Genomic DNA, 24,948 nt, shown 5'->3' on the forward strand with positions numbered 1-24,948 from the left:
GCTGTTTAAACGGGCAACCCTACATGGATTTGTGGGGTTATTTTTTTGGGTTAAACCAGGTGAAAATTCACAAATGATATGATAATTATTGTGAACATTTGCAAATGATGCTATAATTCACCTGAAAGGATGGCGATGATGATGAGAAGTGACCAAAATACGGTGAAAAATATTAAGCAGTGGCTATTAGATAATGATAAGACGCAATCGTGGTTAGCTGCAGAAATGGACATAGCCCCATCGTTAATTAGTCAATTATTTAGTGGCGCGCGAAAACTTCAACCGAATCATATTGAAAAATTTGCTGAAATTAGTGGTTTTACTATTTCCGAGCTGGCATCTACCTATGAACTGTCAAATGTAACACCCACCTATACTGTACGAGGTAAGGTTTCTAACCAACATGGCGAACACGCGTTGAACCAATTGTTACTTGACGTTGAACACTTTGTTCAGCTAACGAATAAGTAGGTATTTATTATGATGAAAATAACGAACAATCAAGTAGCAGAGATTGCAGATATTTATGCGAGTGTATTTCTGAAAAAATATTTTGGAGAAGAAGTCTTTTTGGGTAGTGTCATTGAGCGCGTGCTGTCTAAAAAAGCCCATATTATTTATCAAAATGTCGATGACCCATCCTATTATGGTGCAACTGTTCATATGCTAGACAAACAGATTATTGCAATAAATACCGCTCAACCTCTACGTATTCGCTACTATAGTGCTGCGCATGAGTTGTGGTATTTATTATATGACGCGGATGAGCTTCCAATTAAATACGATGGATTTGAGCATGAACGTGTTGCAGAACAATTTGCAACTAGGGTTATGTTACCTGATGGGTTAGTTAGAACACTTTTGCGAATGATTGATGGAACCATCGAAAATAAAGTCATTGAAATTGCTGATCTATCTTCAATGCCTTATGTAATCGTAACGAATAGGTTGAAAGAATTGGGAGCAAGAGTTTCAGCAACTTTAATGGAGAGGGAAGAAGAGGATTGGATAAAAGTTAGAAAGCTCTTAGGTTACCCACCAAGTGTTTTGGATAAAAGCGATGCGTTTAAACAGTTTTGGGCATTATCCAAAGAGGTCGAGCAGCAGCTTGAAACGAAGGAGATTACTTTAGAAATAGCAGCAAACTTGATTAAACATATTGATCCTGAGCAGGCAGAAAAATATTGGAAGCAAAGGCAGGATCTTCTTGATGATTGGAGTACTGAAGATGACTGATTCGAGGGGGAAAGTATTCGATCATTCTATAAAACGATAATCGTAGAATCTAAACATAGAGAATTTCAATTGAAACAGTTAGACATACGATTAGATAAAATCTAGTTAATTTCGAAAAATTAAAGTGATTATCGCAGATAATGTGATAATTGCTTTTTTGTTATTTTTACTTCTGTTTAACTTATTACTTCGAGAAATTTTCAAAATCTCCCACCCATCAATTTCTAATAAATACCAACTTTTTTAATCTTCCTCTAATTTAACTATTGATTTATTTTATCGTTTACGTTAAACTTCAAGAAACAAATCCTAAAGGAGGGGTCGAAGTGTTAAAAAGTAAATGGTTAAAATTGTCACTCGTAGTTTCGATGTTAGGGAGTACCTTTTCAGCCCGCGTTTTTGCGCAAGAAGAAACAGCTGTGTCGTTTGAGTCAAGTGTCGTTAACGAAGGCGAAGCAATTGAAGGTGGCACACTTCGATACGCCATAGTAGGAGATGCGTTTGCAGGGGTATTTAATGGGATGTATTATACGATGGGAGTTGACGGAACGATTATTTCCTTCTTCAACCCTGGTTTATATGGTTATGATGAAAACTTTACCATTGATAATTCTGGTTTTGCCGATATTGAATTTGATCCGGACAATGCTCAGGTGACGATTACAATTCCTGAAGGAACGTTCTGGGATGATGGCGAACCGTTGGATATTGATGATGTCATTGCGCCTTATTATATCGTGGGCCATCCCGAATATGATGGGGTTAGATATGGTGTGGCTTTTACAAATGTGGTGGGTATGGAAGAATATAAAAATGGGGACACCGATGTTATTAGTGGACTTGAGCGGATTGATGATTACACCTTACGGGTCACTTACATTGATTTTACGGGGTCCATTTTACAAGCGGGTGGTGGGGTTTCCGATTATGTTGAACCTGAGCATATTTTAAGTGACATTCCAATAGCCGAAATTATCGATAGTGATCAAGTACGTCAAAGTCCGGTTGGTTTTGGTCCTTATACCTTAACATCGATTGTTCCAGGTGAAGCCGTAACGTTTGAAGCCAATGAAAATTATTATAAAGGGAAACCCTTAATCGATGAAATCGTCGTTGAAGTGGTCAGTCCTTCCCAAATTGTAGCCGAGTTAAAAGCCGGAAATTATGATATTGCTAGTTTACCCAGTGATCAATTTGAGACCTATAAAGATGCGACCAACTTTGCCATTCTTGGGGTAGAGGCCAATTCTTACAATTATATTGGCTTTAAAATGGGTGTTTGGGATGAAGCTGCCGGGGAAGTGAATTTTGACCCTGACCGGGTGGTATCCAACCAAGCCTTCCGTCAAGCCATGGCCTATGCCATTGACAATGATTCCGTAGGCAGCCGTTTCTACCAAGGCTTACGTTTTAACGCCAATTCACACGTAACGCCAAACTTTGGCACCTTGCATAATCCGGACCAAGAAGGCTACCATTATGATCCTGAAAAAGCGAAAGCATTATTAGCTGAAGCCGGTTTTGTGGATAATGATGGGGATGGCTTTGTTGAAGATTTAAATGGGGAACCTTTTGTCTTAGGTTTTGCTGCTCCGACATCAGGTGAAGTTGCCGAAGTTATCGCCCAATACTACATTCAAGCCTGGCATGAAGTCGGTATAAATGTCGAGCTGGTCGATGGTAACCTTATGGAAACCAACGCCTTCTATGAACGTGTCGAACAAGATGATCCAGCCATTGATGTCTTCCAAGGTGCTTGGACCATCGGTGGGGACCCGAATCAATATGGTTTCTTTGGACGGGATCAATTCTGGAATGATAGCCGTTTTGCCGATGAGGAATTAGACGCCTTGCATGCACGGTTGAATTCGTCTGAAACCTTTGATGAAGCCTCACGAATTGATATTTATTATGAATGGCAAGCTTATTTGATTGATCAAATTCCACTCTTGCCGACACTTTTTAACTATTCGCTCACGGCTGTCAATAACCGCGTCAGCGCCTACGACGTAACCACCGGCTCCGACTTAGATTGGACCGAAATTTACCTGCTCGCCGACGAGCCAATCGCTGAATAAACTAAATATCACTGTTAAAGCCATAGTCTGGCGTTCGTTTCCCAGGCTATGGCTTTTTGGTGTGTAGACTATACATGTCATCTTCTTAAATAATCAGCGTTTATGAAAGACCTTTATGTATAATGTTTTGTGAAGGAGATTTGGTATAATAAGATAATGAAAATATAAGACAGTTTATACTTGAAGGATTTAGGCAGGGATATTTATTAAAGGGAATGAGCTGAAGAATTTAAATGGGATAGTATGATTTATGGAAAAGAATTGAAATAAGCAAATACTTGGAGGTATTAAGATGAGACTTAATCTCAATATCATTTACGATGAATTATCGGATTATGATTGTCAAATTATTGCTTCGGAAAATTTAGATTTAAACCTTAGAAACGTTTGTTATTTACCGTTAGAGCCTGAAAAGTTGCAATCTGAGTATCTTTACTTAACAACAGCTGAAAAGATTAATGAGTATGGAAATATAAATGAATCAATTTCATTATTGTGTTTAGGGGAGCCGAAATTTGATATTAGAAATAATAAATTAAATGTCATATTTTTTAATGAAAATCTGTCAGAACAATCAGTGTTCGAAAAATTACTTAAAATATTTGAAAAATATGAAGATTGGGAAAAAAGTATATTGTTGTCCATGGCAAATAATGAAAATTTACAAACCATATTTGATATTTCAACTAGTATGCTTATCAATCCAATTGCACTATGTGATCGTTATAATACAGTGGTTGTAAAGTCGAAAACATTCCCCGAAGATGTGCAAGGTTCTCCTTGGAAAGAAGCGTTTGAAAAAGGATATGTAACTGATGATGTTATGGAGAATGAAGAATACTTTGAGTTAAATCGATTAGTTGCGGAAAACAACACCCCTATTTTGTTCACAAGTCATTTAACTTTTCCGGGTCAAATACAGATGGCAGCAAGAATACCTAGAGAAGGTGTACCTTTTGGCTATTTAGTTTCAACCGACTTTAATGGTGATTTCACAAAAGGCCAACTTTCTATTATATACTTCATACAAGACATTTTGAATCTGGCTTTGAAAAATAATTATTCAATGATTTCTGGAGAACAAGATTTATCTACCTTCTTTATCGAAAATATTATAAAAGGCTACGACATGGGAGAACGTTCGATTGCATATTTATTACAGCAATGGTCTTGGAAAGTAGATGATGAATATTCTTTATTGGTGTTTTATCCTATAGATGATAAAGTATTAGACAAATCGATATTAAATATGCTAAAAAATCGTATTAAAGGATTATCCAAGAGTTCATTTGTATTCTCTTATGATAATAGTATTATAGCAATCTTTCATAATAATAATAAAGAAAGTATAGCGAAAGATTATAGTGAACAACTGCAAGGTATTTTAGAAATAACAAATCTCCATTGCGCAGTAAGTATGAATTTCCATAATTTCAAGTATATAAAGTATGCTTATCAACAATGTGGTATTATTAGAAACTTTTCAAACTTAAATCAACGGATTCATACGTTCGATGAAGTGTATACAGATTACTTTTTAAGTATTCTTGAAGAACAAACTGATTTAGCTAGTATGTGTAACCCAATTATTTTAAATCTCTATGAATCTGATAAGAATGGGAAAGATTTTATACAAAGTTTACAAGCGTACTTAGTTCATGGTCGCAGTATGACTGCAGCAGCAAATGCCCTTTTTATTCATCGCAATACGTTGATTTTTCGATTAAGGAAGTTGGAGGAGTTGTTGAATTTAGATTTAAAAACAGTCAATGAGAATACTGCTTTAATGTTATACGTTTCTTGCCTAGTGGCCACGAATAAGTATAATCAACAGAAGGTTCACAATTGAAAAAGTAGAATATCCTTACTTCATTTTCATTGTGCAAACGCTATATTTTTTATCATATAATTTTTCATTGTTTGTACCTAGACCTTAAAAATTTGCTTTGTTATCATGAAATTACAATAATTAATGATCAAATTAAATTTATTTATAGGAGGAAAAGCAATGAACAGAGACTATGAGAATAAGTATTTGATTCCAACAGATCAAATGGAGTTGAATTCTAATCAACAGATGCATACAAGTCCTTATATGCCATTTACACATGGAGGGTATATTTACGAAATTAGAGGTAATGACGATTTTATCACTCCTTCGGAGTATACTGACTGGCGTGATGAATCTTTGTCATGGCATTACACTGCGTCGATTCATGAAGGTCTTAATCCTATGTCCGCAATAAGGATCAAGGGGCCAGAAGCCGTTAAATTTCTGAAAGAAAATTTTGTTAACAATTTTGATAAATTCCCTTTAAATTCTAGTAAGCACGGTGTCATATGTACACCAGAAGGTTACATTGCTATCCATGGTGTTTTACAACGTCATGCTGAAGACGAATTTCTTGCGCTTGGGTTTGCGCCGTATATAGACTATTTGTGGCAAAAAGGTAATTATGATGCCAATTATGAAGATTTGACGGGTAAAGTAATTTTCTTCCAACTACAAGGTCCTCGTAGTTTAGAGTTATTAGAGGAAGTGACTAATGATGACTTGCACGATATTAAATTTATAAGATTTAAAGATAGTAGTGTGGATGAAAAACCAGTAAAAGTTCTTCGGTTTGGAATGTCAAATGGCTTAGGTTACGAATTGTATTGTAATGTAGAAGATTCTCAAGAGATATATCTTAAAATTATGGAAATTGGTAGAAAATATGGGCTTCGCCGCTTAGGACGCAAATCATATTTTTTAAATCATACACCTGGTGGAAGCCAACAACTGATGCTTCACTTCATGCCTGGAACAATGACTGATACTGATTTTGCTCAGTTTGCTCAAACGCAGTCTCAAGTTGATGGGTCGTTAGCGAAGAATGTTATGTCATTTAGAATCAATGGCAGTCTTGGAGAGGAAAACATAGGTGAAACACTCGTCAGTCCATTTGAAATAGGCTTAGGTAAAGTAGTAGATTTTAATAAGGGCAATTTCCATGGACGTGATGCGCTATTAGCGAAAAAAGAAGAAAATAATCGTGATATTTGTACATTAAAATGGAATGCAGACGACGTAGTAGACATTTTTGCTTCACAATTCCGTGAAGGTGAAGAAATGTATGATCGCATTGATAACCCACAAATCCTTAGTTATGCAAATGGTGGTTCAGAGCTTGAGTTTTTAAGAGTATTGGACTTAGATGGAAATGAAATCGGATATTGTGGAGGACGTACTCAAAGTCCATACCATAGAGCGATGCTTTCCGCTGGCGTTATTAAGAAAGACTTCATCAAAGAAGAAAATGAGGTCATTATAGTTTGGGGTGAAGTTGGTTCGAAACAAAAGAAAGTAAGAGCAACAATAGCTCCATTCCCTTACAATAAGCATTTGGAAAACAGAACCTTCGATATTGAATCAATTCCGCGTCGCTCTAATTAAGATCTTTTGTTAACACCGTCCTTACTAAAAAATAAATATCCCTGTTAAAGCCATAGTCTGGAGCTCGTTCCCCAGGCTATGGCTTTTTGGTGTGTAGACTATACTTTTTGCTCATAATATCGTCGATGCAAGTCTTTCATCGTGTCAGCCCATTCTAGAACGGGTCCGTCGACGGCTGTGTCGGTGATGACGGCTTGAATAGGGCGACTAATGACACGGGATGTGCGTTCGATGCCCAATTCGTCAAGCCATTCATTCAGTTGTTGGCTTGAACTGACGTAGACAATGCGTCCCAAGCCAGCCATACCATGCGCAGCAGCGCACATGGGGCAGTGTTCCCCCGATGTATAAACGGTCGCTTGGGCTCTTTCCTCGGGAGACAGGTGCTGACCTGCCCAGCGCACAATGTTGAATTCCGGATGTTGGGTATTGTCACCTTCTGCAATGTGATTATGATCTTCAAATAAAATATCGCCGTTTCTCGATACTAAAACTGACCCGAAAGGTTGGTCCCCTTTAGCTAAGGCTTCTGAGGCTAAGTCAATGCAACGTTGTAAGTACGGTTTATCTTTTTCGGTAATCATAGGTTTTGCCCCCTTTTAGTCCTATAGTAGCGGATGTTGGATGGTAGGTCAAAGGAAGGGGATTTGATATAATAATGAAGAAGGAGTGTTGGCATGGATATTTATTATCGGGAAGCAGAGTTGAAGGATTTAGATCGGATTATGGAAATTGAGCAGGCGGGCTTTACGGCGGATGAGGCAGCATCGCGGTCAGCGATGGAGGAGCGGATTGCTTTGATTCCGGATACCTTTGTGGTGGCGGTAAATGCCGATGGCGCGATTTTGGGGTATGCAGTTGGGCCGGTAGTGGAGCAGCGGTATTTATTTGATGAGTTGTTTGAAAAGATCGAGGCAAACCCGGTGAGTGGCGGGTTTGTGAGTTTGTTGAGTGTAGCGGTGGCGCCGGAGTTCGCTGGAGCGGGCGTTGCCAGTGGGTTGTTGGGGGAAGTGGAACGGCGGGCACGGTTGGCGGGGCGTGAGGGAATCACGTTGACGTGTTTGGCGGACTTGATTGGATTTTATGAGAAGAACGGCTATGTGAATGAAGGCGTGTCAGCGTCGGAGCATGCGGGTGAGGTTTGGTATAATTTGGTGAGGGAGTTGTGAGTTAAATGATTGGAAGGGAGTACTTAGAAAAAGTAAATTTAATACAGATATTTATTTAAAGGGGGTTGAGAGGTGTGATTTATGTTGTTTTCGAAGTGGTTATCAAGGCTAACTGTATGGATAATTACCTTAGGATTGTAAGTGATTTGAAGGGAGAACTTAATAAGGTGAAGGGGTTTGTTCGCTCGGAGCGTTTCCAGAGTCTGGCGACTGAGAACAAGTTGCTTAGTCTTTCTTTGTGGGAAAGTGAAGAGGCGGTGAATACGTGGCGGAATCAGGTGGAACATCGATTGAGTCAGCGAGTAGGGCGGGATTCAATTTTTGAAAGTTATCAGATAAGCGTGTTGTCCTCCATTAGATCTTATGGCGATGATGATAGGAGGGAAGCGCCGGCGGATAGCAATGTATTTATTTTTGGAGAGAATTGAGGAGGGCTTTATGTCGACAAATAAGGAACAATTTATATACGTTTTGAAATTAATCCCGGCTTTGTTAAATGAGGGGAACTGGACCGAACTTGAGGAGCAGATTGTGGGGAGACATTTTTCGAGATTGGAGGCGTTGCTTGCTGAAGGTAAGTTGGTTTTAGCGGGGAAAACTCAGGGGCTGGATGAGAAGTCTTTTGGGATAGTTATATTGGAAGTTGAAGATGAAGCGTCAGCTGTGGCTATCATGCAAAGTGACCCAGCTGTAGCCGAAGGGATTATGACGGCGGAGTTATTTCCTTATAGGGTTGCGTTAAGTAAGTGAAAGGATGGAAATGGTTAGTTAGGTGTAATCGTAATAGCTACCTGATGAGGGATGGGTTAGTGATTTGAGCAATTAGAGATTTAATAAGGGTAGATATTTTCTGAGTGCTTGGTTTGGTTTGACAATTTGAGGGCTTTTAATCTCGGTTCTGTCCAAATTTTGTTTGGTTTTGGCCAGAGTAAGTCTATTCTGTCCATTTTTCTAAGTGTTTCCGACGTATTTTCTATGAGCGCCAAGCGAAAAAAAATCGAAAAAAGCCAATCTAACGTTTGCTAACTAGTTTCACGTCAGAATAGCCCAATTTAAAATTAATATAAAAGTCTCCACCTACCCCGTAAGTAGGAAATGAATTATCCTACGGACTTACCCACCGCGAGACAAATTAGATTGAAATTGTCGTGCGCTATTTCGTCGCGAGACAAATTAAGTCGAAATTGTCGTGCGCTGGTGCAGCGTAAGTGGGAAGTGAAGAACCATCATTCTCACTTACATGGGCGCACACATATTGGAGCATTTGTTGTGAGCGCGACCCTGGGCGCACACATATTGGAGTGTTTGTTGTGAGCGTGACCCTGGGCGCACACATATTGAGGCGTTTGTTGTGAGCGCGATGGGGGGCGCACACATATTGAGGCGTTTGTTGTGAGCGCGACCCTGAGCAGGAAAAGTGTGCTATTAAATAAACTACAAATTAGGCTATTCGGTCATGAAATCAGGTGCTTGGTGACCGATTAGCCTTATTCGGTCACGAAATCAGGTATTTGGTGACCGATTAGCTTTATTTAACGTTCGCTCACTTCCCGCGCCCACACCCCGCGTGCCTTCCCAACAAAACGAAGTCCCGCGCCTACACCCCGCGTGCCTTCCCGCCAAAACGAAGTCCCGCGCTCCAAGCCCACAAGCCTACCCCGCGACAGCCCGCAAGCCTACGCGTTCGCCAACCTCATAAACATCGGTAAAGGGTCGTTGGACAAGGATTGTTTGGCCATTTAGATTCAAGGAGTAATGGTATTCCTTACCTTGGAACTGGCGGGTCAAGACTTCAGCCGTCAAGTCGTTAAGGGCAACGTCGGTTAACTCAATTTGGTCTGGCCGTAAGGCATAAATCCCGCTAGCCTTCAAAGCGTCTGTTGTACCAACATTGGCTAACACCACCGAACTGTCTGCCACATGAAAAGCATCGCCTTCCCACCAACCTCTAAAAATATTGGCTTTGCTCACAAACGTCGCCACAAATTCGGTTTCAGGGCGATAGAAGATATCTTCAGGCGTTCCCACCTGTTCAATCCGCCCCTTGTTCATCACGACAATTCGGTCAGCCATGGCCAAGGCTTCCCCTTGGTCGTGGGTCACGTAAACAATCGTAGCGCCGGTAATTTGATGCAAACGCTGAATTTCACGACGCATCTCAATCCGCAACTCAGCATCCAGAGCACTTAAAGGTTCATCCATCAACAACAATTGCGGTTCGGTCGCAATCGCGCGCCCTAAAGACACCCGTTGTTTTTGCCCGCCCGATAATTCATGGGGGTAGGCCTCGCCCTTATCCTGCAAATTAATAATCTCCAACACATCCCCCACGCGCTGAGACATGTTTTGCTTCAACTCATAAGCAGCAAACTGGTCGTAGCGCAAGGGGAATTTAATGTGGTCAGCGACCGTCATGTGCGGCCATAAAGCAAAGCCTTGGAAGACCATCGACACGTCGCGTTTTTCAGGGGGAACGGAAAAGGAAGCATCGGCGACGGCAGTGTTATTTATTTCAATGGTCCCAGAAGTTGGGGACTCAAAGCCGGCCAACATCCTCAAAAGCGTCGTTTTCCCGCAACCGGAAGGACCGAGGATCGCAATAAACTCGCCATCTTCAATCGCTAAATTAATATCATACAGCGCTTGGAAATCGCCAAACTTTTTAGTCACATCAACAACATTTGTACTCATTTATTCACGACCTTTCTATTCCACATCCATTGAAACAACAGCAACAATCCATAGGCCCCGATAATCAAGATGACGATTAAACTGGAAAAAGCCGTTGAATACAAGGTATAGCCCGATTGTTGGAAACTCAAAATGGACACGCCGATGGTTTCCGAATTGGAAGAATACAACAAGGAAGACACCGTCAATTCTGTTAAAGCGCTCAAAAAGACTAACAAGGATCCGCCAATGACGGTCGGCGTAATTAAGGGCAACAAAATCCGCCGCCACTTGCCAAAGCCATTGGTACCGCCCACCCGGGCGGCTTCTTCCACCGAAGGGTCAATTTGCTGAAAGGCCGAAATCCCCGACCGCACCTGCAAAATCAGAAAACGCGTCATATAAGCGATGTACAAAATCGTCATCGACCCATAAATCCCCGGAAACCAGCCCGGTAAAGGTTGCATCCAAGCAAAAATCATCGATAGGGCAAAAACCGTTCCGGGCAAAGCGTAAGGCAAAGTCACCGCCAACTCCAAAGCCTGCGATAACCGCGTGTTTTTTCGCACCCGATAATAAGCAATCGCCGTTCCAAGCACCAGCGTCACCAAAGCCGTCACCCCGGCCAACCGCAAACTCACCCCAATCGCATCTGTCGTCGACGGGCTGGTCAAAATAAACCGATAATTATCCAGCGTCAAATTCTCCGGCGTAAAACTCAAACCATACGCCCGCAAAAACGGCGTCATAATCATGGAAATCAAAGGCAAAACCGTAGTAAGGGCAAAAAACCCAAAAATAAATATCTCTACCACAATCCGCTTCTTACCTAGAAACACCCGCGGCTCGTAGTCAATCGTTCCCGTTTCTAACCGCCGCGAACGACGCAAAGCAAACCATTGTAGCAGCATGCCGACAACCGCAATCAAGCCAAGAATGACAGACAAAACCGCGGCCCGATTAAAAGCGGTCACTCCAAAACCGATGACTTGTTGATAAATATAAGTGGTTAAGACAGAGATATTTGCTGGGGTACCTAAAAAGGCCGGAATCCCAAAATTGTCTAAACTACTTAAAAAGGCAATGAACATGCCCCCGACAATGCCCGGCAAGGCCATCGGCACGGTAATTTTTCTAAAAGTCTGCCAAGTCGACGCCCCCGAAATGCGGGCTGCAAATTCATCCTCGCGCGGTATTTGCCGAAAGGTATTTATTGTAAAAAGATAGACCAAGGGAAAAGTCGAAATCCCCATGACCGCAATGATGCCCGACATACTATATAAATTCCAGCTGGGCACATGGTCCATAAATAATTCAAAAAAGCGTTGCAGAGTGCCGTTGAATCCGAAAAATTGTACCCAGGCTAGCGATAGCACATAGGAGGGAATGACAAACGGCAACAAAATTAATAATTGAATTAGTTTTTTAAAGCGAATATCCGTGTAAGCGACAATCCAAGCAAACAGCACGCCTAAAATCGTCGCGACCGTCATGGAGCCTAAAATCATCACTAAGGTATTGCGCAAAACATTCCAGGTGCGCTTGGATGACAGAATATCCTGGAAAAAACTAAGGGTAAAACCATCCTCACCCATCACACTCATTAATGCCAGGCGCAAAGTAGGCAGGATAAAGAAAAAGAACACCAACACAACCACAACCGCCACAACTAGCTTTCGCATAAAAGGAAGAGAGGAAACCGCATGAAGCTGCGGTTTCCTCTGCTTATTTGAGTGATTCATCGTCATAATGAAAGCTCTTATTGGGCAAATAAATCATCAAATTGTTGTTTGTCAGCATCACGATTTTGGAATAATTCATTCATATCAGCTGATAAAACAGTATCTAACTCTTCAGCAGTACGTAACCCTTCAGGTGCTTCAACCCCATTACGGATCGGTGCATAACCTAAATCAGCTTGTAATTGTTGACCCGCTTCAGATAAAACAAAGTCAACAAAGGTTTGAGCAATTTCAACTTCTTGAGTGGCGCTCATAATACCGATGGGTTCAGTAATAACCGGCACACCTTCTTCAGGATAAACAAAGGCCACAGGCGAACCATTGTTCATCGCACGGATAGCCAAGTAATCCACGATCATACCATAACTCATTTGACCAGAAGCCACGTTTTCAACCACGGCACCATTACCTTCAGTAATCATTGGGCTATTGGCTTGTAAAGCTTCATAAAATTCCCAACCAAAACCTTCAGAACGTGTTAACACGCCTAAGTTGTAAGCAGCCGCACCAGAATATAAGGGGCTAGGCATAACGACTTGTTCAGCATTGGCTTCGTCGGTTAAAGCAGACCATGAAGTAGGGGCTTCTTCAACGTTGTCCGTATTGTAAACAATCCCCGTTGTCATAATTTTAGTTCCCGCATAGAAGTTATCGGCATCCACAAAAGCCGGATCAATCGCTTCGGCTTCAGGTGAAGCATATTCTAATAACATATCTTGCTCTTTGAACGATTCAAAGGTTACGGCATCCGCTAATAAAATCACGTCGGCTAACACTTCACCCGCGGTTGCTTCTGCATTGATTTTGCTAACAACTTCTTCGGTTCCAGAACGGAAGATATTTACTGTTACATTTGGGAATAATTCATTGTAAGCAGCCACTAATTGTTCAGCATCCACGTCTGGTTGTGATGTATAAAATTCAATTTCGCCTTCAAGTGATTCGTTGACTTCTTGGGCCGAAACCGCCACATTGGTTGCTAAAATTGAGCTTAATAGTAAACTAGTAACCGCTAGACGTTTTACAAATTTTTTCATGATAAAGCCTCCATTTGTTTTTCTATATTGTTTAATACTTCAACATTTGCAGAACCCACAGACACCGGCGACACCGTCACAAAGCCCTCTTTGACTGCTTGTAAATCCTGACTTTGTGCCTTACCTTCCACATTAAAAAGACTCTTCATCCAATAAATATCACTGCCTCTGGAGTCGCTGTCTTTAATGATATCAAAGCGTTTGGCCTCAACATCCATCTCAACCACTTGGATGCCTTTAACATCAACCGGCTGAGTACCAGGGATATTTACATTTAAAAGGGTTTGACGGGGTAAAGAAATTTCAAGTAGGGGTTGGATGTAGCGACCGAGAATTTCGGCGACCCAATCATAATGGATGCGCTCGTCAGCGTCGCGGGCAGCCGATAAAGCAATGGCCGGTAAGCCGTAAAGAATGGCTTCGCGCGCCGCTCCAATCGTGCCGGAATAAAAGACATCCTGCCCCACGTTGGCGCCATGGTTGATGCCCGACAAAACGAGGTCAGGTTGCTTGTCTGCAAATAAGGTTTCTAGCCCCCATTTGAGGCAGTCCACCGGCGTACCGTCGACACTGTAAACCGTGACCGTGTCGTTGTGCGATAATTTTGCCGCCCTTAAGGGCGTCTTGGTCGTAATCGAATGTCCATGTCCGCTACGTTCCCTATCAGGGGCAACCACGGTTACCTGACCGAATTGGCTGAGGACGTTGGTTAAAACTTTAATCCCTTGAGCATTCACCCCATCATCATTCGTAACTAAAAATTGTCTTATTGAGAGCACCTCCAAAAACTAAAAGATTTCCTACTCAACTAGTTTAACAAGCGAATGTAAATTTCTTGTTTAATTCAAGTTAAGATAATGTAAATGCAAAATCGCCTGATTTTTGATAGGATTAGCTAATTAAGGAAAGGGTGTGGACACAGGATGCGATTAGAAGTGTTGGGTTTTTGGGGTGGAACCCCCGAACGTGGTGGGGCAACGTCAGGTTATCTGTTGCATTTAGACCAAGGTGTCTTGATGCTGGATTGTGGTAGCGGGGTGATGAGTGAGCTGTCGCGGCGGATGGCTTTCCACAAAGTTCGCTATCTCATCCTGTCACACCTACACTTTGATCACATTGCCGACGTCGGAATCTTACAGTACGGCTTTAACCGCGCTTTGCGTAACGGTTGGGTGGCGGAGCCTTTGCCGGTATTGGCTGCGGGGGAGCCACGGGTTTTCTGGGATGCTTTGCAAAGTCAAGAGGCGCACTGGGAAGAAATTGATGCTGCGCGGGAATATGCGATTTTAGGCGCTAAAGTGAGTTTTTTGGAGGTGCAACATACCGTTCCATGTTATGCGGTCAAGGTGGTAGATCGTTCGGAGCGCGTGTTTGTCTATTCCGCTGACACAGCTTACTTTGAAGAAGGCTTGGTCGACTTTGTTGCCGGCGCCGACGTGTTTCTATGCGAAGCCACCAACTTTGAAGGAAGTGTGCATTCTGTTGGGAGAGGACATATGAGTGCCGGAGAGGCGGGACGTTTGGCCGCTGCGGCGGGTGTCGGTAAGTTAGTGCTGACCCACTTGCCTTCCGACGGCAATTTTGAAGCGATGCGGCAGGAAGCTAAGGCGGAGTTTAGTGGCCAAGTCTTGCTGGCGAGTGAGGTTGGGTGGTGGAAGTTTAGGTGAGTGAGTTGTTGTGAGCGCGGCGCTGGGCAGGCGCACACATATTGGAGCGTTTGTTGTGAGCGCGGTACTGAGCGCACACATATTGGGGCGCTTGTTGTGAGCGCGGCCCTGGGCAGGCGCACACATATAGGAGTGTTTGTTGTGAGCGCGGTACTGAGCGCACACATATTGGGGCGCTTGTTGTGAGCGCGGCCCTGAGCGCACACATATAGGAGTGTTTGTTGTGAGCGCGACCCTGAGCGCACACATATAGGAGTGTTTGTTGTGAGCGCGGTACTAGGCGCACACAAATAGGAGCGTTTGTTGTGAGCGCGGTACTAGGCGCACACATATTGGAACGCTTGTTGTGAGCGCTGCCCTGGGCGCACACATATAGGAGCGCTTGTTGTGAGCGCTGCCCTGGGCGCACACATATAGGAGTGTTTGTTGTGAGCGCGACCCTGTTACAATTGGTTCCATTTTGAGTAACTTATTCTTTATTGTCGTTGTTGGGTAATTATGAAAGAGGTAAAACCCGTAAATATCTCGGAATTTCTGAGATGCTTACGGGTTTTTTGGTTTAAAAAATCATCATTCTTGAACTTGCTGTGAATCGTTTGTATTCGAGAATTTATTATAAATTACCAATAGGAAGATGACGATTACCAAGACGATAGTTCCCAAGACCCAAGTCATATTCGATTTATCGTTCTCCTGAGATCCAAGGGATCGAATCAACATCGCAATATTACTATTACCAATCGGTCCGATAAAAGCGTTAATCGTATATTCTTGGAGTTTATAGATCATAGTGATAATAAAAGTCGAAATAAATATCGGTGTTATAATTGGGAAAATAACTTTTCGCATGGTGTAAAATTCACTAGCACCCAACATGGAGGAAGCTTCATCCAAATCCGTGCTAATTCGTTGAATTGCTGAGTAAAAATTTTTATAAGCCAAGGTTACGGATAATAATGCGAGAATAATGATTAATAACGAATAGTCACCATAGAGCGCTTGATTACCAACAAACCATTGAGGAACGTTGAATGTTACAATAACCGCAATGGCATAGCCAACATCAGAAATGAAGGTTGGGAAATGTGCCATCCCATTGGCAAGGCTTTTGAATTTCCAATTCGTTCTAAGGGAAATCAAAGCAAGCACTAAAGCAATAATAACCGTAATGATGGCCACAATGAATGACTGTTCAAAGGTATATTTTAAACTGTCAACGATATCGCCATAGTTCCAGATATTTGAGAAACCAGATAAGGTAAAGTTATCCAGCGTAAATGTTCCAGAACTTTTTGGTGGGAAAAATGAGAATAAAACCACGAAAATGATTGGCAACATTAGCACAATAATAAGCAACCAAATATATAGGGTGAATAAGTTATGGGCAACTTTACTCTTAAATCTATAAGTTGTAAAGGGTGTGTATTTTACGGATAGTGTTGTCGTACGTTTCCGACTAAAATACTCAATGAGAATCAAAGAAATAATAACTAACAATGAACTAATGATGGATAACATGGAAGAAATGTGTAAATTACCAGATTGTCTTGCCGTGTTAATTCCAACCGTCAAAGTAATAAAACTACCACCAATCATTGAAGGTGCTGCATACGATCCCATGCCACCGATTAAAGTTAACCCCGCTGCACTAGCAATGGATGGCAGTAAAGGGATAAAGAATGAATCTTTAAAGACTTTAAATTTACTAGCTCCCAGTATAATACTACTTTCCATTTGGCTTTTATCAATTTTTGTTAAGCCGTAACTAATAATGACATAAAAATTAATGTATTGTGATAGCGCGTGAATTAAAAGAATCGGCCAAAAACCAGTAAAGGAATATAATTGTTCTTCACTCCCGGTTATAGCAGTAAGAATATTGCCTAAAACGCCTGTAGGACCGAATATATTAACGCAAGCATAAACAAAGAGGGTTCCCGGTAAACAAATAGGTAGTAAGGCGATGATTTTACCAATGAACTTTCCATTAAAATCATAAAAGTTAAAGGCGAAGGCTAAAGAAAAGCCTACAATACCACAGACAATAACCGTCGCAAAACCTAATCCCAATGTGTTTAGTATGTATTCCCCGTACTTGTCGTTGGTAAACATTAACTCTAACCATCGAAAAGTAAATTCACCTTCATTAGTCGTGAAACTCTCGACAAAGGTTGTGATTGAAGGAATAACTAAAAACGCAACAAATAAATATAAAATTGGAATAAACAAAAATAGCAACCATTTATTCTTCATATTAATGACGTTATTCTTCATATTAATCACGCAATCCTTGGAATTTACTGGCATCAATATAGAAATCGACGAAACTATCAAGTTCAATGTTACCTATTGTTTCAATGTCATCACCAGAAATAAAAGCTTCCAGGTTATATTTACCTGCTATTTCAAGCATGATTGAAGCATAAGGACCATAAAGTCTTTTTCTTTTTAGAATGCCTTGTAATTTATGACTTGATGGTTTCTCCTTGATGGCAATATGTTCATTACGTAAGCCAACAAATTTCTCTGTAAAAGGTAATTTTTGTTTGATAATGTCTTCCCATTCACTTTTTAGGAGAATGTTGTTATCCCCAATAAAATTAGCCACAAATGTATTCGAAGGGTTTCTATAAATATCAAGGTTGGTTCCTTTTTGAGAAATATTTCCATCATTAAAAACAATGATTTCATCACTAATTAAGAGGGCTTCTTTTTGATCGTGGGTCACGTAAATAGTCGTGACATCTAGACTTTTTTGAATATCCATTAATGATTCTAACATGGACTCTTTTAGTTCCGCATCCAGGTTAGACATTGGTTCATCTAATAGGAGAATATTAGGGTGTAAAACCAATGAACGGGCAATGGCTACGCGCTGCTGCTGACCTCCTGAAAGTTGACCTATTTGTTTATGCTTATGTTCATCTAGCCGTGAAATACCAATGATGTCATCGGCTCTCTTAGCAATCTCTTCTTTTGAAAGTTTTTGCACTTTTAAGCCATAAATAATATTTTCATAGGCAGTTAAATGAGGAAAGAGAGCGTAGTTTTGAAACACAAATCCAATGCCACGTTTTGAACTTTCTTTATTAGTAATATCTTCCCCATTAAAAAGAATTTGCGATCCCTTATCAGAATTTTCTAAACCAGCAATAATACGTAAGGTTGTTGTTTTCCCACACCCTGATGGTCCTAAAAAAGTATATAATTTCCCATTCTCTAATTGTAAATTGATATCTTTTAAGACTTTAGATGACCCGAATGTTTTGGAAACATTGATTAACTCTAACATCGATTCCAACCAACTTTCTATGTACGATAAATTACATAAATTTTTCTAGATGCTCTTTAGCGTCAACTAAAGATTCTTTGTTTTCATAAAAGGCTTCAATCAACATTGTGCCATCATAATTTGCTTGTTTTAAACTATTAAATACGAGTTCATAATCCATCCCTTTATTTAGCGTACCAGGTAAAGCGTGTAAATCACAAAGCCCATCATTATCATTAATATGAATGTGTCCTAGGTGAGTAGCGATGTCACTTGGGAATGTTTGTAAATTTTGTTTGGCACGATTTGCATGACCGACATCATAGACGGCATTTATTTTAGGGTGATTGGCTAATTCAATGATATTTATTTGATCTTCAGGACTATAAACCACTTCAACATCTAAAAGAACATTTTCAATACCAATATGTGTGTCGTAATCTAACTTATCGGTAAAAACGGCTAATTCTTTGATCACGCTTATTGAACGGTCGTAAACTTCTTTGCGACGACTCATCGCAATGTCATAGATTAGTTTGTGTTCAGGTAAATCGATGCGGTCGCTTAAATCTTGATTACCAGTTGTAGCGGCATGTAAAACATATTGTTTAATACCGAATTCACGTGTATCGGCAATTGATCTTTTTAAAATATCAATCATGAGGTCAACAACTTCTTGATTACGATTACCATAATCTAATACTGGTAAATGAGCAGTGACGATGGGTTGATATTTATTTATGACTTTACGTAAAACTTTGAAATAATCGACTAAATACTCGTCAAATTCATTAAAGGGATTGGCGCTTATCTCAATCCCTTTAAAGATATTATTTCCAAGTAAATAATCTGCATAGCTTTCTAGTTTTTCAATATCTAAACCAAATCTAAATTGGTATAAGAAATCCATGCAAATTGTCTCCTTTTATTGGCTTAGAACCATTCGTTGTAAATTTTATCCATGTATTCATCGTAGTTATCAGTTAATTCAATCCAGTCGACTGGGAATACTTCATATTCTTGTGACATCCATTCTTTTGAAGTATCTTGACGTGCTTGAGGGTCAGTTGGAACACGGTTAAATGTATCAGCTAAGAATAATTGAGTATCATATGAACCGATGAAGTCCATAAATGCTTGAGAAGCAGCTAATTTAGCTTCGTCTTGTTCAGTACCAGCAATAATTGCGGCCGCATCTTGAATTTCAATGATTCCTTCTTCAGGCGTTAAACTATATTCTAACGGTCCGCCTTCAGCGATGTAGTTTTCCCAAGTAGGAATAACAAACAGACTCACAGCAGCTCCGTCAGTGTTATTCATAATTTTATCTTTTTGAATATCACCTGCTGGACGTTCGATAACATTTTCATTAAAGGCTTCAAACCAAGCCTTACCTTCTGTATCTAAAGTACCTTCTGCATCAAATTTGCTTGCAATAACAGCTAAAGAAGTAGATGTAGCTGCTGATCCAGCGCTAGCTGTAATGATTGAATCGTTATATTTTTCATCAGCTAATTCTAACCAAGAAGTTGGCATTTCAACACCAGATTCAGTATTAATACCAAAAGTAGTAGGAGAAACCATAGGAACAGCAAAAGCATTGTCTTCACCGATGTAAGAAGCATCCACATTTTCAGCCCAAGCTACTTCATAAGGAACTAATAAATCTTGATTTTTTAAATTATAGAAATAACTAGTCGGACCACCATATAAGATGTTGGCTTGAGGGTTTTGTGCTTCAGCAATGATTCTTTGTAAAGCTTCTGCACCACCGATGTCTTGAATAATCACATTAATGCCTTCGTTTTCTGCTTCGAATTTATTTTTGATTTCGGTTAACAATTCAATTCCGTGTGGTGAGTAAACGATAATGTCTGTTGTTTCTTGAGCACTAACACTTTGACCAGCAAATAAGCTCATTGATAATGCTGCGACACTTAAAAACTTAGCAAATTTTTTCATGAAAATTAGCTCCCTTAGATTAATTATGAGTGATAAAACCCATATTGACAGTATACTTAGCGATTGTTAATTACTTGTAAAAAATAGGTAAATTAACATTTTTACGTTATTTTTACAATGAAAATTCAAAAAGTAAATATTGTGTAAATACTGATATTAACAGTCGTGTGCAAAGAGAATAACAGTCAGTATAAAAGTCAGATAGCTTTTGATAAAAATCATCGTTATTATATTAAAAACAATATAACGTAAAAAAACGGGTAATGTTGCGTTCAAGCAACATTACCCGTCAGTCATCATTACCCCTACTTAAACTCTACCAACAAATAGACCCCTCCATCCTCATAATCCTCTGTACGACTGAGGTACATCACCACAATTTGTAGGCGGATCTCATCGTTTTCAACGACAAAAGTAGCAGCCTCCGGCGTCAACACATTGCCAAGTGGATCCTGTACATAGTCTTCACCAAAGATGGTATCAAACAATACTTGGGTATCATAGGTCAACAAAGTTTGCCCGCTTGGGTCAACAATGGCTAACTGTAAGTAGTCGTTGTTATTAAAGGTTTGCTCAATGTGATAGATAGCATCAGCGTGCTCAAAAATAATCGGATCCAATGCCTCGTCTGCCTCGTCCTGAGTGTAAATGTATAGAGGTAGGAAGGTATCAAAACCTTCTATATTAATACTGGGGTGCTCTGCCCAATCCCAAAAGGCATTTTCTTGGGTCATATCCATCTCAAACGCGGAAAGGTCATAGGCTCGGTCAAAACCAAAGACGTCATCAAAGTCGCGATAAAGATCAAAATCGTCGGGTAAAAAGTGATTCGGATAGCCCATTTGATCAATATAGGAAACCAGCTCCGTAATAAGCACTTTATCTTCCCCGGAAATATTGTTTTTAGCCACCACCTGATCACCCACCAACATCTCATTAGACTCCAAAACAGCTTCCAGTCGATTCATATGGTCCGTGCGACTCAACGTAAAGGCGTCGAGCGGGGGCACGATGGAAATCACTGATAAAATCAATAGAATCACCGCACTCAAACCATGCCATTTTTCTTTATTGAAACTAAATATCACTGCTGCTAGCGTTGAAAAGACGCCGAACAAGATAACAAAGTAACGCCCATGTGTTAAGCCAACTTCTTGAATACGTAAAATGGATGCGATGGTTTGAAATAAGACAATCGGTAATAAGATTTTCGGAAACCAACGTCGATAAATGATCAGATATTTATTGGAAAGGTTAAAGGATAGTAGGTAGACGATAAGGCTGATGATGGCATAGGAAACGAGCAGGGGCTCAAGGAGGTTGTCGCTCCAAAATTGACCGGTGATATTTATTAGGATATAAGCAATTAGGATGAGGGTGTAAATTAAGGTGAGCGGAATGATAATGTTGGTCAACAGTACTTCAAAGAAGCGCGGGACGCTAAAGGCGTGTGTGTCGGCGTCGGTGCGGTAGGTCGGGATGAGTGAAAGGGCGTAAATGGGCGCGAACAGAATCCAGATAATATTAACCAGGTGCGAAATCACGCGGTCGTCTAAGCGGAAAAGCAAATTGTCTATGGCCGAATAAATGGCCAAAAAGCCGAGGGTCAGGATGGCGGCGAAAAGCATGGAGGTGAAGATGGCTTTTATAACGGCGAGCAGGTTTTGGTGAAAGGCAAGTGAGTTGTTGATGGTTGGGATCCAAATAAAGGCAATGAGTAGGGCGAATAGAATCACGCTCGTTTTGATTGGAAATTCAATATTATAAACGGACAGGGGCGCCAAGATGAAATAATAGGCAACGGTCAAAAGAACGGCGGCTGCCATCAGTGCATAACGCCGATTGGCTTGGGCAGTAAAGAAACGTTCAAAAATGATTTGGGCAACGGCGGCTAACATGGCGCCAACAATGAAGGTCACAATGAACCGCATATAAGATTCCTGAGCGTTTTCAATATTCAAAGCATTCATAATTGTTGCGGCGACCAAAAGTATAGACGTTAACGGAAAGCGACTGAAAGACTGACTAAAGTTGGTGAAACTTTGTCTCACTCGATCTGTAAAGCGCATGATACCACCCCTTTCAAAGGCCAAACCTAAAGTAAATACCTCTTCTACCTTGAGTATAAAGCGGTTTCAGGTTTTGGTCAATTTTTATGGATGGCGGTGAGGGGGTGCGCAGGGGCAAGCGGATAGAGAGTGTAACCAAAAGTAAGCGGGAAGTGAAAGGGGGTTGAATAAAGCTAATCGGTCATCAAAAACCTAATTTCATGACCGAATAAAGCTAATCGGTCATCTGCTCGATTAGCAAAAGACAGAATAGCCTTAATCGGTCATCTGCTTGATTAGGAAAAGACCAGGGTAAGAAGGTTAGCCTATTCAGTTCAAAATCCGGTAAAAAGTAAGTGGTCAATGAAAAATGTTATTTTCACTCAGATATTTCCATGTGATATTAACTTAGATGAGCATTGAAAGACAGCTTATTACTTCCCACTTACTCAATCAAGTGAAAAATTCTGTTCCAATTTATTAAACCAGCCCCCATCTACCCCCTAACAGAATCAACCGAACAAGAAAATCGCCACCCACCAAGGGGTTTTGATTGACATCAACGGCAATCGGTGGTATCATTCTAATATATATTTGATTAACTAAACAGGAGGATTTGCAATGATATTTAATAATGTGGTAGACGCCATTGGTTATACACCGATGGTTAAAATTAATGGACTTGATGAGAGTTATGCCGATATTTATGTGAAGTTGGAAAAAAACAATCCGAGTGGGTCGGTGAAAGACCGCCCTGTGAAATATATTATTCAAGATTTGATGGATAAGGGTGTATTGAAACCCGGCGGAACGATTGTAGAATCGACATCAGGAAATACGGGGGTCGGGCTCGCCATGGTTGGCGCCGCCCTGGGCATTAAAGTGATTATCGTCATGCCCGACTCCATGAGTGTGGAACGAAGAATGTTGATGCAAGCCTATGGGGCGGAACTTGTTTTAACGCCAGCGGCGGGTGGAATGAGTTTGGCCGGTGAAAAAGCGGAAGAAATTGCCAAAGAACACAACGCGCCGATTTTCGGACAATTCACTAACGAAGCCAATGTGACATCGCATGAAGAAACAACCGCACGCGAAATTTTGGCTGATTTGCCCGATGTGGATGGCTTCTTAGCAGGAATTGGCACCGGCGGGACGGTTTCAGGTGTGGGTCGCGCGTTAAAAGCCAACAATCCTGAAACAGTCATTTGGGCAGTTGAACCAGCGGCGTCGCCTTTATTAACGAAAGGTGAAGCAGGCCCCCACAAAATTCAAGGCCTAGGAGCCAACTTTGTGCCTGAAATTTTGGACCGCTCTGTCATTGACCACATCGAAACCGTCACAAACGATGAAGCGATTGACACAGCTGTTGAATTAGCAAAAACACAAGGGATTTTAGCCGGCTTTTCTTCTGGCGCTAATTATGTTGGAGCCCTAAAACTGGCTAAAAAGCTTGGGAAAGGCAAGAAGGTCGTCGTCGTTTTCCCAGATAGCGGGGAACGCTACTTATCTTCCGGGTTATTTGGAAATGGACAAACCGAATAAATATCACCGTGAAAACCCCCAAGATCTTGCCCAGTACATTTATGAAAATGATCCTGCAGCAACGAGCGTTGAGGAAGTCATCGACTTATACCCTGGCTTCAAAGCCGTGATGAACCATAGACAAGCCCACCAATTGTATTTAGAAGGCAAACTGTATGAGGCTAGAAAAGTCTCGGAAGCCTCGCGAACCGAGACGGGTATTGAAATTCATGCTGGCGCCAAGTTAGGCAACAATATTTTCATCGATCATGGTATGGGCGTGGTGATTGGTGAAACAGCAGTGGTCGGAGACCGAGTGAAAATTTTCCACGGTGTCACCTTGGGCGGCACAGGCAAGGAAAAAGGTGTCAAACGCCACCCCACCATCGAACACGATGTGGAAATTGGCACCAACGCCACGTTGTTGGGCGACATCACGATTGGTCACCATGCCAAAATTGGCGCTGGAGCCGTCGTCTTGAAAGACGTACCCGCTTACGCCACCGCTGTAGGCGTTCCGGCAAGGATTATCTTGCGAGATTCTGAACCGTTTAAATAAATATCCCTGAACATTCAATGTCGTTAAGATGATGTTGGATGTTTTTTTGACTCGGAAAAACTTATAAAGCATGCTTAGATAGGATTATGAGCAATATAATTTATTAAAAGACGTTGCTCCCCAGATTTCAAGGGGCAGTAACGTCTTTTTTAGTTTTCAGCAAACAGAAAACGAATGGACGTTGTCATTACGATGTGTTACAATTATTGTATGGAGGTGTGCATCAATGAGTAAAACAGTTAATTTAAATGTGAGGATTCAACCAGAAATTAAAAATCAAGCAGAAGAGATTCTAAATGATTTGGGGCTCTCGGCATCGACGGCAATTAATATTTTTTACCGTCAAATTATTGAGCAACAGGGGCTGCCTTTCGAAGTGAAACATCGAGATAACAACAATACTTTAAGTAAAGAATCAATTTATCAAGAAATTGATAAGGGCTTGAAATCTTATTTAGAAGGAAAAGTTACACCTGTTGAACGAGTATTAGAAGAGTTGAAACAGGAGTATAATAATACAATCTAATTAAAAGACGTTACTCTCCCCAGATT

The 24,948-nt window shown here is 40.9% G+C and carries 22 protein-coding genes; 12 read left to right on the top strand and 10 right to left on the bottom strand.

What is annotated here, in order from left to right:
• Positions 1 to 138: 138 nt before the first annotated feature.
• The 5 genes from NRE15_RS10695 to NRE15_RS10715 all read left to right on the top strand — a co-directional run bounded on the left by NRE15_RS10695 (position 139) and on the right by NRE15_RS10715 (position 6,750).
• A complete protein-coding gene (locus NRE15_RS10695; protein ID WP_313792870.1) occupies positions 139 to 471 on the top strand; it encodes a helix-turn-helix domain-containing protein in 333 nt (110 codons plus the stop codon).
• A gap of 9 nt (positions 472 to 480) precedes the next feature.
• A complete protein-coding gene (locus NRE15_RS10700; protein WP_313792871.1) occupies positions 481 to 1,236 on the top strand; it encodes an ImmA/IrrE family metallo-endopeptidase in 756 nt (251 codons plus the stop codon).
• 326 nt (positions 1,237 to 1,562) lie between these two features.
• Positions 1,563 to 3,314, top strand: coding sequence for an oligopeptide ABC transporter substrate-binding protein (locus tag NRE15_RS10705; RefSeq protein WP_313792872.1), 1,752 nt, complete (start codon positions 1,563 to 1,565; stop codon positions 3,312 to 3,314).
• A gap of 292 nt (positions 3,315 to 3,606) precedes the next feature.
• A complete protein-coding gene (locus NRE15_RS10710) occupies positions 3,607 to 5,163 on the top strand; it encodes a PucR family transcriptional regulator (RefSeq protein WP_313792873.1) in 1,557 nt (518 codons plus the stop codon).
• Between the two features lie 159 nt (positions 5,164 to 5,322).
• A complete protein-coding gene (locus tag NRE15_RS10715) occupies positions 5,323 to 6,750 on the top strand; it encodes a hypothetical protein (protein ID WP_313792874.1) in 1,428 nt (475 codons plus the stop codon).
• A 98-nt stretch (positions 6,751 to 6,848) separates the two neighbouring features.
• On the opposite strand, the gene NRE15_RS10720 is transcribed toward NRE15_RS10715, so the two are convergent.
• Positions 6,849 to 7,334 (bottom strand): nucleoside deaminase, encoded by a 486-nt coding sequence (locus tag NRE15_RS10720; protein ID WP_313792875.1) that lies wholly within the window; start codon positions 7,332 to 7,334, stop codon positions 6,849 to 6,851.
• Positions 7,335 to 7,427: 93 nt separating this feature from the next.
• On the opposite strand from NRE15_RS10720, the gene NRE15_RS10725 reads away from it, so the two are divergent.
• The 3 genes from NRE15_RS10725 (at position 7,428) to NRE15_RS10735 (ending at position 8,669) form a co-directional block, all read left to right on the top strand.
• On the top strand, positions 7,428 to 7,919 hold the full coding sequence (locus NRE15_RS10725; protein WP_313792876.1) for a GNAT family N-acetyltransferase: 492 nt from the start codon (positions 7,428 to 7,430) through the stop codon (positions 7,917 to 7,919).
• A 74-nt stretch (positions 7,920 to 7,993) separates the two neighbouring features.
• Complete coding sequence (locus NRE15_RS10730; protein WP_313792877.1) at positions 7,994 to 8,347, top strand: antibiotic biosynthesis monooxygenase family protein; 354 nt, start codon at positions 7,994 to 7,996, stop codon at positions 8,345 to 8,347.
• Between the two features lie 10 nt (positions 8,348 to 8,357).
• On the top strand, positions 8,358 to 8,669 hold the full coding sequence (locus tag NRE15_RS10735) for a YciI family protein (RefSeq protein WP_313792878.1): 312 nt from the start codon (positions 8,358 to 8,360) through the stop codon (positions 8,667 to 8,669).
• Positions 8,670 to 9,572: 903 nt separating this feature from the next.
• Here NRE15_RS10735 and NRE15_RS10740 read toward each other — a convergent pair.
• The 4 genes from NRE15_RS10740 to surE are packed head-to-tail and all read right to left on the bottom strand — an operon-like array spanning position 9,573 to position 14,147.
• Positions 9,573 to 10,610, bottom strand: a complete 1,038-nt coding sequence (locus tag NRE15_RS10740) for an ABC transporter ATP-binding protein (protein ID WP_313792879.1) — start codon at positions 10,608 to 10,610, stop codon at positions 9,573 to 9,575.
• The gene (locus NRE15_RS10745; protein WP_313792880.1) at positions 10,607 to 12,337 is read right to left on the bottom strand and encodes an ABC transporter permease; all 1,731 of its coding nucleotides are present in this window, start codon (positions 12,335 to 12,337) and stop codon (positions 10,607 to 10,609) included. Before NRE15_RS10745 ends, NRE15_RS10740 begins: the two co-directional genes overlap by 4 nt.
• Before the next feature lie 11 nt (positions 12,338 to 12,348).
• The gene (locus NRE15_RS10750) at positions 12,349 to 13,368 is read right to left on the bottom strand and encodes an ABC transporter substrate-binding protein (RefSeq protein WP_313792881.1); all 1,020 of its coding nucleotides are present in this window, start codon (positions 13,366 to 13,368) and stop codon (positions 12,349 to 12,351) included.
• Positions 13,365 to 14,147 (bottom strand): 5'/3'-nucleotidase SurE, encoded by a 783-nt coding sequence (surE, locus tag NRE15_RS10755; protein WP_313794990.1) that lies wholly within the window; start codon positions 14,145 to 14,147, stop codon positions 13,365 to 13,367. Before surE ends, NRE15_RS10750 begins: the two co-directional genes overlap by 4 nt.
• A gap of 144 nt (positions 14,148 to 14,291) precedes the next feature.
• On the opposite strand from surE, the gene NRE15_RS10760 reads away from it, so the two are divergent.
• Positions 14,292 to 15,035, top strand: coding sequence for an MBL fold metallo-hydrolase (locus tag NRE15_RS10760; RefSeq protein ID WP_313792882.1), 744 nt, complete (start codon positions 14,292 to 14,294; stop codon positions 15,033 to 15,035).
• Between the two features lie 570 nt (positions 15,036 to 15,605).
• On the opposite strand, the gene NRE15_RS10765 is transcribed toward NRE15_RS10760, so the two are convergent.
• From NRE15_RS10765 to NRE15_RS10785, 5 genes are all read right to left on the bottom strand, one after another.
• Positions 15,606 to 17,309 carry an ABC transporter permease gene (locus tag NRE15_RS10765; protein ID WP_313792883.1) on the bottom strand — a complete coding sequence of 568 codons (1,704 nt, stop codon included), beginning with the start codon at positions 17,307 to 17,309 and terminating at the stop codon, positions 15,606 to 15,608.
• A gap of 1 nt (position 17,310) precedes the next feature.
• Positions 17,311 to 18,327: an ABC transporter ATP-binding protein gene (locus NRE15_RS10770; RefSeq protein WP_313792884.1), complete on the bottom strand. Its 1,017-nt coding sequence runs from the start codon at positions 18,325 to 18,327 to the stop codon at positions 17,311 to 17,313.
• A 31-nt stretch (positions 18,328 to 18,358) separates the two neighbouring features.
• Positions 18,359 to 19,216: a sugar phosphate isomerase/epimerase family protein gene (locus NRE15_RS10775; protein ID WP_313792885.1), complete on the bottom strand. Its 858-nt coding sequence runs from the start codon at positions 19,214 to 19,216 to the stop codon at positions 18,359 to 18,361.
• A gap of 23 nt (positions 19,217 to 19,239) precedes the next feature.
• Positions 19,240 to 20,268: an extracellular solute-binding protein gene (locus tag NRE15_RS10780; protein ID WP_313792886.1), complete on the bottom strand. Its 1,029-nt coding sequence runs from the start codon at positions 20,266 to 20,268 to the stop codon at positions 19,240 to 19,242.
• 305 nt (positions 20,269 to 20,573) lie between these two features.
• Positions 20,574 to 22,337, bottom strand: a complete 1,764-nt coding sequence (locus tag NRE15_RS10785) for a DUF4153 domain-containing protein (protein ID WP_313792887.1) — start codon at positions 22,335 to 22,337, stop codon at positions 20,574 to 20,576.
• 600 nt (positions 22,338 to 22,937) lie between these two features.
• Between NRE15_RS10785 and cysK the strand changes: the two genes are divergently transcribed.
• From cysK to NRE15_RS10800, 3 genes are all read left to right on the top strand, one after another.
• Positions 22,938 to 23,858, top strand: coding sequence for a cysteine synthase A (cysK, locus tag NRE15_RS10790; protein ID WP_313792888.1), 921 nt, complete (start codon positions 22,938 to 22,940; stop codon positions 23,856 to 23,858).
• Positions 23,842 to 24,396, top strand: coding sequence for a serine O-acetyltransferase EpsC (epsC, locus tag NRE15_RS10795; protein WP_313792889.1), 555 nt, complete (start codon positions 23,842 to 23,844; stop codon positions 24,394 to 24,396). The genes cysK and epsC overlap by 17 nt, the downstream gene beginning before the upstream one ends.
• Before the next feature lie 226 nt (positions 24,397 to 24,622).
• Positions 24,623 to 24,922: a type II toxin-antitoxin system RelB/DinJ family antitoxin gene (locus NRE15_RS10800; protein WP_313792890.1), complete on the top strand. Its 300-nt coding sequence runs from the start codon at positions 24,623 to 24,625 to the stop codon at positions 24,920 to 24,922.
• Positions 24,923 to 24,948: the final 26 nt, after the last annotated feature.

The organism is Fundicoccus culcitae, from assembly GCF_024661895.1.
Taxonomy (GTDB): domain Bacteria; phylum Bacillota; class Bacilli; order Lactobacillales; family Aerococcaceae; genus Fundicoccus_A; species Fundicoccus_A culcitae.

What these genes read in the sequence shown, in the direction of transcription:
- NRE15_RS10695 (WP_313792870.1), top strand. Translation starts at nt 139, where the DNA reads ATGATGAGAAGTGACCAAAATACGGTGAAAAATATTAAGCAGTGGCTA.
- NRE15_RS10720 (WP_313792875.1), bottom strand. Translation starts at nt 7,334, where the DNA reads ATGATTACCGAAAAAGATAAACCGTACTTACAACGTTGCATTGACTTA.
- NRE15_RS10740 (WP_313792879.1), bottom strand. Translation starts at nt 10,610, where the DNA reads ATGAGTACAAATGTTGTTGATGTGACTAAAAAGTTTGGCGATTTCCAA.
- NRE15_RS10715 (WP_313792874.1), top strand. Translation starts at nt 5,323, where the DNA reads ATGAACAGAGACTATGAGAATAAGTATTTGATTCCAACAGATCAAATG.
- NRE15_RS10760 (WP_313792882.1), top strand. Translation starts at nt 14,292, where the DNA reads ATGCGATTAGAAGTGTTGGGTTTTTGGGGTGGAACCCCCGAACGTGGT.
- NRE15_RS10725 (WP_313792876.1), top strand. Translation starts at nt 7,428, where the DNA reads ATGGATATTTATTATCGGGAAGCAGAGTTGAAGGATTTAGATCGGATT.
- NRE15_RS10750 (WP_313792881.1), bottom strand. Translation starts at nt 13,368, where the DNA reads ATGAAAAAATTTGTAAAACGTCTAGCGGTTACTAGTTTACTATTAAGC.
- NRE15_RS10785 (WP_313792887.1), bottom strand. Translation starts at nt 22,337, where the DNA reads ATGCGCTTTACAGATCGAGTGAGACAAAGTTTCACCAACTTTAGTCAG.
- NRE15_RS10770 (WP_313792884.1), bottom strand. Translation starts at nt 18,327, where the DNA reads ATGTTAGAGTTAATCAATGTTTCCAAAACATTCGGGTCATCTAAAGTC.
- NRE15_RS10775 (WP_313792885.1), bottom strand. Translation starts at nt 19,216, where the DNA reads ATGGATTTCTTATACCAATTTAGATTTGGTTTAGATATTGAAAAACTA.
- NRE15_RS10800 (WP_313792890.1), top strand. Translation starts at nt 24,623, where the DNA reads ATGAGTAAAACAGTTAATTTAAATGTGAGGATTCAACCAGAAATTAAA.
- NRE15_RS10765 (WP_313792883.1), bottom strand. Translation starts at nt 17,309, where the DNA reads ATGAAGAATAACGTCATTAATATGAAGAATAAATGGTTGCTATTTTTG.
- NRE15_RS10710 (WP_313792873.1), top strand. Translation starts at nt 3,607, where the DNA reads ATGAGACTTAATCTCAATATCATTTACGATGAATTATCGGATTATGAT.
- NRE15_RS10780 (WP_313792886.1), bottom strand. Translation starts at nt 20,268, where the DNA reads ATGAAAAAATTTGCTAAGTTTTTAAGTGTCGCAGCATTATCAATGAGC.
- cysK (WP_313792888.1), top strand. Translation starts at nt 22,938, where the DNA reads ATGATATTTAATAATGTGGTAGACGCCATTGGTTATACACCGATGGTT.
- epsC (WP_313792889.1), top strand. Translation starts at nt 23,842, where the DNA reads ATGGACAAACCGAATAAATATCACCGTGAAAACCCCCAAGATCTTGCC.
- NRE15_RS10735 (WP_313792878.1), top strand. Translation starts at nt 8,358, where the DNA reads ATGTCGACAAATAAGGAACAATTTATATACGTTTTGAAATTAATCCCG.
- NRE15_RS10700 (WP_313792871.1), top strand. Translation starts at nt 481, where the DNA reads ATGATGAAAATAACGAACAATCAAGTAGCAGAGATTGCAGATATTTAT.
- NRE15_RS10745 (WP_313792880.1), bottom strand. Translation starts at nt 12,337, where the DNA reads ATGACGATGAATCACTCAAATAAGCAGAGGAAACCGCAGCTTCATGCG.